The following is a 7938-nucleotide window of genomic DNA, read 5'->3' as shown; positions in this document are numbered from 1 at the left end:
CCTCGGTCCGCCGGGGCTGACTTCTTCCGCGCACCGACTCCGCACATCGTCCTCCGTTGACCCTGCCGGTGACCCGCAGAACCCGTCACCCTGAGAAGGAGCCGGCCCAAGTGCCGGCGGCGTTGGCTGATTTCGTTCGCGTGCCACCGCCGCAACCGTCCTCCGCTCACAACTCCGTTGACCTCAAGAACTCGTCATCCTGTGAGGGCGTTGAGAAACCCACTTTCTGCCGCCTCGGCGCGTGAGTGTCATCCTGAAGGAGCAGCGCACTGGACCGTCCACTCACGCCAGACTTCGTGCGACTGAAGGATCCCGGACCGAAGCATCCGTGCGGCCGCTGCCCGGCGCGGCGTCCCCCGGCCTCCTCGCGGCGTACGCGGGTCGGGAGCGCGCCACGCAACCGGTCGTGCGTCGGGTGCCGTGTGGCGGGATTCTTCAGTCGGCGCCAGAGCGGGAGCACAGGATCGGCCCCGCCGGCGCCTCCTTCAGAATGACACTCACAGGCCGAGGCGCTACCACAAGCGTGTTTCTCAACACGCTCTCAGAATGACACTCACGGGCCGAGGCGTTACGACAAGCGTGTTTCTCGACCCGCTCTGAGGAGGCGCCGGCCGAAGTGCCGGTTGCGCCGAGACCTGGCGCCGACGAAGGATCTACTTTCCCGTGAGAACGGGCGTGCTCGTCGCGACGCCGTCTCCAGGATCGGCACGAAAGAACCGGAGGAGCGGGACGACAGGCGTCCCGCTCCTCCGGTTCTTTTCCCGCGGTTCCCGCGCACCGCGCGGGTTCGCCGTTCCGCGATGTCAGGCCACGCCGGCGGCCGTCTTGGCCCACTCCAGGCGGCGGCGCAGTTCTTTTTCGCTCATCGTCTCGATGGCGAAGTTCGCCGCCTCGATGCTGTTGAAGTCGATGGCGGAGGTCACCTGCTCGCCTTCGTGCCGGAACGCCAGCCGGGCGCCGTCGCGCAGGTGCGCCACCTTGATGGGGAGCGCCAGCGCTTCCCAGGCGCGCCCGTGATCGTCGTTGATGCTTCTCATCACACGTCTCGTTCGGTAGGTCGGTTCTCGGTTGCGCCGGTCAGCGGTTCAGCGCCTTGAGCATCACGTCGCCCACGGCCTCCACCTGCCAGGCGCGGATCCCCGGCACCCGCTCCAGCTCTTCGCGGGTGCGCGGCTGCAGGCGGGCAAGCTCGTCCAGCAGCGCGCGCGACATCAGAAAGCCCGGGTCCAGTTCCAGCGCCTCGGCCGCCCGGGTGCGGGCGTCGCGCAGCGTCTCCGCCCGCGCCTCCTGCTCAGGGTCGCGCTCCCAGCGCGGCGAACGGGGCCAGCGGGGAAGCTCGGCGTCCGGCACCGCCAGCCCGCGCTCCACCGCCGCCATGATGTCGCGCCCGCGGCGCTGCGCCAGCCCTTCGCTGATGCCGTTGACCGACGGCAGGTCGCGCACGCTCTGCGGCGGCGACGCGCTCATCTCGATCAGCGCCTGGTTGCCCAGGATGCGGAACGTCGCCTGGTCGCGCTCGCGGGCTACCCCTTCGCGCCACTCGTGCAGCTCGCGCAGGATCGCCAGCCCGCGCGGCGACAGGTCGCGCGCGCCCTTGGTGCGCATGTACGCCTCGCGCCCGTCCTCCGGCTCCGTCCAGCGCGTCCCCTCGCGGCGCACGAACTCCTCCTGCGCCCAGTGCATGCGGCCGCGCTCTTCCAGCGCCGCCTTGAGCCGGTCGCGCAGCTCGGGCAGGTGCGCCGTGTCGGACGCGGCGTACTGCTTCATCCCCTCGCTCAGCGGGCGCTCGGCCCAGTCTGCCCGCTGAAATTCCTTGGGCAGCTTGAGGCCCAGGTACTTCTCGGCGATGTTGCCCAGCCCCAGCTGCTTTTCGCCCAGGAACGCCGCGGCGATCTGCGTGTCGAACAGGCCGGAGAGGTGCAGCCCCGCGTCGCGGTCCAGGATGCGGACGTCGTAGTCCGCGTCGTGGAAGATCTTTTCGATCGCCGGATCGCCCAGCACTTCGCCCAGCGGCGACAGGTCGCCCACCGCGAACGGGTCCACCAGCCAGTGCGTGGTGCGCGACGAAATCTGCACCAGGCTCAGCCGGTCGAAGTAGCGGTGATACCCCGCGGCTTCCGTATCCACCCCCAGCAGCGGCTCCGCGCGCAGTTCATCCACCAGGGCGCGCAGCCGCGCGGGGTCTTCGATCAGTTCGTAATCCATGTCGCCGGTCGTGAGGGAACCGCGCAAGTTCGTGCTGCTGGGGGTTTGTCGCAAGGTCTCGGGGGTCGGCGCGGCGGAAAGTCCGGGAACTGCAGGGAATAGGGAATAGGGAATAGGGAATAGGAGGAACTGACCGGGTAGATGATTTCCGATCCGTTCCTCCTCGTTGTGTTCTCCGTCCGTTCCGGTTCCCGGCGACCTCCGCGTTCCTCGCGTGAGGGGCAGTTGAGAAGGTCAGGCGATGCGCAGCGGTCGGCGGGGCCGGGTCAGGCCGGGGCGGGCACTTCCACCGCGACGAGGCTGCAGCTCTGCGCCATGCCCAGCGCGCGTTTGGTGATGGGAAACACCTGCGCGCTGGCGATGGCGATGGAAAGCTCCACCAGCCCGCCCTCGCCGTGGCGCTCGATGATCCGCTCGCGCAGCACGTCGGCCATCACGTCCTGTTCCGCCACCGCGCGCCCAAAGGCGTACGCATCCGCCACCGCCGCCGGGAGCGCGTCCATCCGCTGCGCCACCACGTCGCGCACCAGGGCGGGCGGCACGCGGCGGTTCAGCGCGTCGTTCACCACCATCTGCACGCAGGTGCCGCAGTCCTGGGCGCGGGTGGCGGCCAGCCGCGCGGCGAACCACACCTCCACCGGCACGCGGGTCCGGTGCGCGGATAGGGGGAGGAAGAGGGAGAACTTCAAGAACGCCGGCGTGGACTGGCCGGCGATCATGCGCATATAGTCCATGGAGCCCGGCAGGCGGAACTGCCGTTCCGCGCGGGCCAGCATGGACAGGATCAGGCGTTTGATCATGGTGCACCTCGCAGGTTCACGTGCCGCGGCGCCCTGCCGCGACCGGGGCAATCTGCGGCGCGGAGGCGGCGGGCACGCGGGTCAGTCGACCCGGTTTCAAAGCACCTCGTCCGCCAGGATCGCCTCGATGCGCTCATTCTCGCGCACGCGGGCGCGGCCGCTGTTCATCGACCGGCGCTCCTCTACCTCGCCCGACGCGGCGCGGACGCGGACCAGAACCTGCGCGGCAAAGGTTGCGGCGGGGTTCCAGGTAGCGGTGCGGCCGTCGTCGGAGAGGCGCGCGGGGATGGGATCGGGCATGATCTCGGGTCTGGTGGTTGGCCGCATGCGGCGCGCGCGGTTACATTTGCGGCGGCAACGCGCCCGCGCGGCGCGGACACACTCTCGCTGGGGATAACGACCAATGGCCGACGTGACCTGCGCGCGCTGCGGGCAGACGAAGCCGGGGCTGGCGTTTGCGCCCTTCAACAACGACCTTGGCAAGCGGATTCACGCCTCCGTGTGCCAGGACTGCTGGGCGCAGTGGCTCAAGCAGCAGACCATGCTGATCAACCACTACGGGCTCAACGTACGCGAACCCGAAGCCAAGACCTTTCTGTACGAACAGACGGAGAAGTTCCTGTTCGGCGGCGGCGAAGACGCGGAGCAGGTGGATACCAGCAAGCAGGGCACCATTCAGTGGTGACGCCGGGGCCTCGCCCGCGTCATGATCACGGTACGCGTACCGACCACGCAACTGGAGAGAGCACATGCTGAACAACACTACGGACTGCTGCTGCACCGATTGCTGCTGCGAAGGCGACTGCGGCGAGGACTGCTGCTGCAAGGCCGACTGCTGCTGCTGACCGCGCCGCGCTCCATGGACTGAAAAAGCCCCGCTCTCCGGCGGGGCTTTTCCGTTCCTCGCTGCCCCCGGCGTCACACCGTCGCGTCCACCAGCCGGGGCCACGCGGCGCGCTTGCCTTCCGCGGCGCGCAGGATGGCGTCGGCCAGCGCGTCGGGGCCAAAGCGGACGGGATCCGTGGTGGGCAGCCCCGTGAGTTCGTGGATGCGCGCGATCTCGTCCAGCGCCTCGGCCTCATCCATGTCGAACGTCACCAGCGAGACGCCGATCACGGGCGCGGGGCGCAGCGGGGCGATGGCGCTCTCGCAGATGCGGATCATCTCCGGCACGGTGGGGAGCCGCATCCACGAGTACGGGTTGCCCGCGCCGTACGGGCAGGTGCGCGTGGGCTGGTGGCACAGGATCATCCCGTCCGGCATCGACCCGTGCAGCAGCCCCAGGGTGACGCCGCTGTAGCCCGGATGCACGAGCGAGCCCTGCCCCTCCACCAGCACGATGTCGTTCCCCTCCGCGGCCCGCAGCACCAGCTGCTCCGCCGCCCCGCCGATGAAGTCCGCCACCACGGCGTCCACCGCGATTCCCCAGCCCTCGATCAGGATCCCCGTCTGCCCCGTGGCCGCGAAGCCCACGCGCGCGTCCCGGGCCCGCAGCGCGTCGCGGATGCGCAGCCCCGCCGTCATCTTGCCGATGTTGCAGTCCGTGCCCACGGTCAGCACGGAGTAGGCGTCCACGGTGCGCGCGCGGCCGTGGCTCACCGGCAGCCCCTCCGGCGGGCGGCGCAGGTCGTGAATGCGCACGCCGTGCTCCGCCGCCAGCGCCGCCAGTTCCGCGTCGTCGCCCAGGTACGCGTGCAGGCCGGCCACAATGTGCAGCCCCGCGGAGATCGCGGCCGTGAGCGCCGGACGCCACGACTCCGGCAACGCCCCTCCCTGCGGCGCGATGCCGATCAGCAGCGCGGTGGGCTCCAGCCGCAACCCCTCATCCAGCGACGCCAGCACCGGCAGCTCGCCCCCGAAGCCGAGCACGTCCTGCACGGTCCTGCCGGCGTGGGTGGAATCCACCACGCCCACCACGCGGTCGGGAAGAAAGCGGACGGCGCTGTTGGCCGTCTTGCTGGTCAGCGGGCCGAACTGTCCCTCGGCCAGGATCAGGTAGCGGTAAGTCGTAAGGTCGGGCTGCATCCGGGTGTGGCGAAAAGGGTCGGGGAGAGAAGAAGTACGAAAGTACGAAAGTACGAGAGTACGAGAGTGCTGGAGCCGGCGGCGGCGGTCGCCGGCTCCGGCATTTCCTGGCGGTCTGCCGTCCGGCGCGCGGACGCTCAGCGCGGCGCGGCGCCGGCCTGCTCCAGAATGGCGGGGATGCTGAGCGGGCCGGGGTCCACGCGCACAGCGGATTCGGGGACGCGCACCTCCGACGGCGCGTCGCGCACGAAGCGGCGGAATCCCTTGCCCTCCAGCAGCCGGTGCACGTAGATGCGCCGCGTGATCACCATCACCGTCGCCAGCACGGGAACGGCCACCACCAGCCCGAACGGCCCCAGCAGGTCCGCCATCACCAGCACGCTCATGATGGTGAGCACCGGCGGCAGGTGCACCCGCCGCTCCATGATGAGCGGGTGCACGAAGTTGGCTTCAATGATGTGGATCACCACGCCCAGCGCCACCACCCCCAGCGCGTGCAGCGGGCCGCCCTGGCCCAGCACGAACAGCGCGGGGAGCAGGGTGGACACCAGGCTGCCGAAAAAGGGCACCATCACCACCACGCCGGTGAAGACGCCGAACGCCAGCGCAAACGGCACGTCCAGCAGCACCAGCCCGATCCACGTCAGCACGCCCAGAAACACCATGGCCAGCAGCTGCCCGCCGATCCACGCGCGCAGCGAGACCGCGAGGTCCGACAGGATGTCGCGCACCAGTTCGCGGTGCACCGGCGGCGCCAGCGACACGATGCCCTCGGCGTACACCCGGGGCCGCAGCGCCATGTAGATGCCCATCACCATCACGCTGGCCAGGTTGATGAGCAGGTGCAGCGTATCGAACACCACGGGAAACAGCCCCGCCGCGTACTGCCCCGCGTTTTCCGCCACGGTGGCGAGCTGCGCGCTCAGCCGCTCCGGGGGAAGCACCGCCGCCAGCAGTGGATAGCGCGCCACCAGGTCGCGCAGCCCCGCCGTCCACACCTGGATGAGGCCGGGGAGGGCGGTGATGAGCGCCTGCGTCTGCCGCGCCACCGGCGGCACGATGAGCCAGGTGATCACCGTAACGGCGATCCCCGTCAGCAGCAGTGCGGACAGGATGCCCAGCGCGCGGGGCAGCCGCAGCTTTTCCTCCAGCACGTCGCTGATCGCGGCGAGGTAGAGGGAGAACAGCGCCGCCACAAAGAGCAGCAGCATGACCTCCGCCACGCTGAACAGAAAGTACAGCAGCAGCAGCGTCCCTACCGTGGCGGCCAGGATGGCGTACGGCGACGGCCGGGGCTGGGCGTGCTCGCGGGCGGGCGGCTGCGGGCTCATGCGGATCGCGGCGGAACGAGAAGAGCGGGACCGGCTGGATCGCCGGTCCCGCTCAAGCTATCAATCCGGAGCGGAGTGCGCCAACCGTGGCGCACGCCGCATCCTGCATCCGTTTATTCCGCCCGCCGCAGCGAGCCCACCCACGCGCGCCACGCCGCCTCGTCCGCTCCCAGGTCCTCCCCGCGCAGCGCCACGAGCAGGCGGTGCGCGGGGCCGCGCACCCGCGGGCTGGACGACTGCAGCCGCGCGAGCACCGCGTGGCCGCCGCCGGCCAGAAAGGGCGCGGCCCACCGCGAATCCGCGCCCGACGCGACCAGCGCCGCCATCACCTCGTCCAGGTGCCAGAGCGACGCGCCGTCCAGCACCGCGTGCACGTCGTTCACGGCGGGCGCCCAGTCCACCCGGCGCGGCGCCCGGGCCAGGGCCGCCAGCGACATCCCCGCGGCGGCGGCCACCCGGTCCTCGGTGTCGCGCGTGGCGCGTACGGCGGCGTGCCAGTCCCCGTCCGTGGCCTCCGCGGGCGCGCGGCCCAGCAGCGACGCCGCGATTACCCGGCTGTACATTCCCGAATCCGCCCGCAGGACGCGGCGCGCCAGGGCACGGTCCGCCGCCGTTCCGTGCGCATCCAGAAACGCCCAGGCCAGCCGAAAGCCGGCGCTGTCCTTCCGGAACGGCTCCGGGAGCGGGTCCCGGGCGTCGTTCATCTGCACGGCGGTCAGAAAGACGCCGGCCCACCGGCCCAGCGCGCCGCGCGCGGCACCCCACTCGGGGACGAGGGTCAGGGTGTCGGCGCCCAGCTTCAGCCGGCGCACCCGGGCGGCGGCCCCCGGCTCCACCAGCGTCACCACCACGTGCTCCACCGTGTCGCCCGCGAACCGGTAGCTGCTGGACGTGGCCACCGGAAAGCCGAGCTTTTCCTGCAGCACGGCCGCGCAGGCGTGCGAGTCCAGCGACACCTCCCCGTGCGCCCGCAGGGAATCCTGCAGCATCGCCACCGTCCACTCCTCCAGCCCGATGACCTCCACCACCTTGCCGGGAATGCGGATCACGTTCGCCTGCGCGGCGGCGGGGGCGGACGCCGCGAGCAGCGCGCCCGCGAGGAGGGCTGCGCGGACAGTCGGGTTCATCGGTCTCGCGATGGCAAGGGTGGACCGGGAAAGCATATCGGAGAGCGATCCCGCGGAAAACGCGAACCGCCGCCGCGGGCAGGCGGCGGCGGTTCCGGGTATCGCCGCGGATCAGGCGCGGTTGAGCGCGTCGATCTGGGCGGCCAGGTCGCCGTCCGGCGCGGGCGGCTGCGCGCGGGTGGCGTCCGCGGCGGGCGCTGGCGGGGGCGGGGCGTAGGCGGTGCGCTCGGCGGCGGTCTGCGCGCCGGCGTCGTCATCCACCAGCTCCGCGTCGTGCACGGACAGGTCCTGCCCCATGCTCTGCCCCGCGCCCAGACGGCGGGCGTCGCCGCCGCTCTGCGGGAGCGCGGCGGGTGGCGCGGCCTCCCCCGGAGGGAGGATCCCCATCTGCGCCTTCATCTCCAGCAGCCGGTACTCCACGTCGGCGCTGCCGCCGGCCTCCAGCGCCTT

The 7938-nt window shown here is 71.1% G+C and carries 8 protein-coding genes and 1 pseudogene; 1 reads left to right on the top strand and 8 read right to left on the bottom strand.

What is annotated here, in order from left to right; all coding sequences use genetic code 11:
* Positions 1-803: 803 nt before the first annotated feature.
* The 4 genes from VF665_RS25600 to VF665_RS25585 all read right to left on the bottom strand — a co-directional run bounded on the left by VF665_RS25600 (position 804) and on the right by VF665_RS25585 (position 3305).
* On the bottom strand, positions 804-1037 hold the full coding sequence (locus VF665_RS25600; RefSeq protein WP_331056339.1) for a hypothetical protein: 234 nt from the start codon (positions 1035-1037) through the stop codon (positions 804-806).
* Positions 1038-1077: 40 nt separating this feature from the next.
* Positions 1078-2205 (bottom strand): ribonuclease D, encoded by a 1128-nt coding sequence (locus tag VF665_RS25595; protein ID WP_331056338.1) that lies wholly within the window; start codon positions 2203-2205, stop codon positions 1078-1080.
* A 266-nt stretch (positions 2206-2471) separates the two neighbouring features.
* Positions 2472-3005: a hypothetical protein gene (locus VF665_RS25590; protein ID WP_331056337.1), complete on the bottom strand. Its 534-nt coding sequence runs from the start codon at positions 3003-3005 to the stop codon at positions 2472-2474.
* Positions 3006-3101: 96 nt separating this feature from the next.
* On the bottom strand, positions 3102-3305 hold the full coding sequence (locus tag VF665_RS25585; RefSeq protein ID WP_331056336.1) for a hypothetical protein: 204 nt from the start codon (positions 3303-3305) through the stop codon (positions 3102-3104).
* Positions 3306-3408: 103 nt separating this feature from the next.
* Here VF665_RS25585 and VF665_RS25580 point away from each other — a divergent pair, with 103 nt between their 5' ends.
* Positions 3409-3690 (top strand): oxidative damage protection protein, encoded by a 282-nt coding sequence (locus tag VF665_RS25580; protein ID WP_331056335.1) that lies wholly within the window; start codon positions 3409-3411, stop codon positions 3688-3690.
* A gap of 233 nt (positions 3691-3923) precedes the next feature.
* Here VF665_RS25580 and VF665_RS25575 read toward each other — a convergent pair whose 3' ends face one another.
* The 4 genes and pseudogenes from VF665_RS25575 to VF665_RS25560 all read right to left on the bottom strand — a co-directional run.
* Positions 3924-5030: a DUF1611 domain-containing protein gene (locus tag VF665_RS25575; RefSeq protein WP_331056334.1), complete on the bottom strand. Its 1107-nt coding sequence runs from the start codon at positions 5028-5030 to the stop codon at positions 3924-3926.
* A 137-nt stretch (positions 5031-5167) separates the two neighbouring features.
* On the bottom strand, positions 5168-6361 hold the full coding sequence (locus tag VF665_RS25570; protein WP_331056333.1) for an AI-2E family transporter: 1194 nt from the start codon (positions 6359-6361) through the stop codon (positions 5168-5170).
* A 113-nt stretch (positions 6362-6474) separates the two neighbouring features.
* The gene (locus VF665_RS25565) at positions 6475-7488 is read right to left on the bottom strand and encodes a hypothetical protein (RefSeq protein ID WP_331056332.1); all 1014 of its coding nucleotides are present in this window, start codon (positions 7486-7488) and stop codon (positions 6475-6477) included.
* 111 nt (positions 7489-7599) lie between these two features.
* Positions 7600-7938 (bottom strand): annotated as a pseudogene (locus tag VF665_RS25560) (hypothetical protein); the annotation flags it as partial.

The sequence above is a fragment of the Longimicrobium sp. genome, from assembly GCF_036387355.1.
In the GTDB taxonomy this organism is placed as follows: Bacteria; Gemmatimonadota; Gemmatimonadetes; order Longimicrobiales; family Longimicrobiaceae; genus Longimicrobium.
This window is presented reverse-complemented; position numbering and strand designations above follow the sequence as displayed.